The following is a 1,482-nucleotide window of genomic DNA, read 5'->3' as shown; positions in this document are numbered from 1 at the left end:
GAGATACTGCCATCGATGTTGACATCACCGCCAGCTAACCCTGTGCCTTTGATGCGCAATGGCGGGTAACCTTCGGCCTCGAGATAACGGACATCGGCGCCGATCGCATTGAGCGCGTCGACCAAGTGACCAATCGGGCGTTCTTTCATTCTTGGTTCGCCAGTCAAGGTCACCTCGCCTTTACCCAGGCACAGTGCCGCAGTTAAAGGCCGCATCGCTGTGCCGGCATTGCCCAAAAATAGCTCAAGCGGGGTGTCGACCTGAAAAGCTTGTCCCAGCCCTTCTACCACACATTCGGTGCGAWCCGAAGACAGTTGATACGACACACCTAACGCGGTAAATGCATTAAGCATATGCCGAATGTCATCACTATCGAGTAGGTTGGTCAATCGTGTGGTGCCTGACGCTAACGCGGCAAGCAGCAAGGCGCGATTAGACACGCTTTTCGAGCCAGGTAGGTTAATTTGACCATTAACATGAGAGATGGGGGAAAGTGTCAGTTGCTCCATTCTGGTTTATATCCGTGATGCTTAGTGTCCCCAGAGTAACCAAAATACAAGCTGTCTCACAATTATTATTTTTATCAAAGTGTCGAGAAGGGAAATAAAAAGACCGCTTTCACGACAAAAGCGGTCTTTTTCGATAAATCTTACCTGGACACGGTGAATCAGCCGTGCGTTTTCTCAAACTCATGCATAAAGTCCACGAGGGCTTGCACCCCTTCTAGTGGCATCGCGTTATAAATAGACGCTCGCATCCCACCCACGTCACGGTGGCCTTTGAGTGCATGTAGGCCTTGCGCTGTCGCTTCCGCGAGGAAGGTGTCATCCAGCTCACTATTGGCCAGTTGAAACGGCACATTCATCAATGATCGGTTGTCAGGATGAATCTGGTTCCGGTACAAGCTTGACTGGTCTATGGCATCGTATAGCAACGCCGCTTTTTGTTGGTTACGCGCGTACACCGCTTCAATACCACCTTGTTGTTTTAACCACTTAAACACTTCAGCCGCAAGATACCAGCCAAAGGTCGGTGGTGTGTTAAACATGGAGTCTTTATCGGCCAATACTTTGTAATTGAGCACACTTGGCAATACATCTTTTGCCAAGCCCAGTAAGTCATCACGCACGATGACCAGTGTGAGTCCAGCAGGGCCAATATTCTTCTGTGCACCCGCATAAATAACACCATATCGAGACACGTCGATCGGACGTGATAAAATGGTCGATGACATGTCGGCGACAATCGGCTTATGGGTGTCGGGCAGATCGTTAATTTCAATGCCATCAATGGTTTCATTCGGGCAAAAATGCACATACGCAGCGTCACTACTGAGCAACCAATCTTTGGCTGGCGAGATAGCTCGCTTACCGTCACGCTCGCGTCGAACGWTAATCACATTCGGTGTGCAATAGCGCTTTGCTTCTTTGACGGCACTCTCGGCCCAATAACCGCCATCAACGTAATCAGCAATGGTATGGT

At 49.8% G+C, this 1,482-nt stretch carries 1 protein-coding gene and 1 pseudogene; both read right to left on the bottom strand.

From position 1 onward, the window contains the following. Positions 1-509, bottom strand: a pseudogene (locus tag BZG79_RS15525) (3-phosphoshikimate 1-carboxyvinyltransferase); the annotation flags it as partial. Positions 510-667: 158 nt separating this feature from the next. After that, positions 668-1,482 (bottom strand): 3-phosphoserine/phosphohydroxythreonine transaminase (gene serC, locus BZG79_RS15520; RefSeq protein WP_077774858.1); only part of this gene is annotated, 815 nt, incomplete at its 5' end.

Origin of the sequence: Salinivibrio sp. MA427 (assembly GCF_001996115.1) — a bacterium.
GTDB classification, from domain to species: Bacteria; Pseudomonadota; Gammaproteobacteria; order Enterobacterales; family Vibrionaceae; genus Salinivibrio; species Salinivibrio costicola.
Note: the sequence above shows the minus strand (reverse complement) of the source record. Positions and strands in the feature narration are given on the sequence as shown.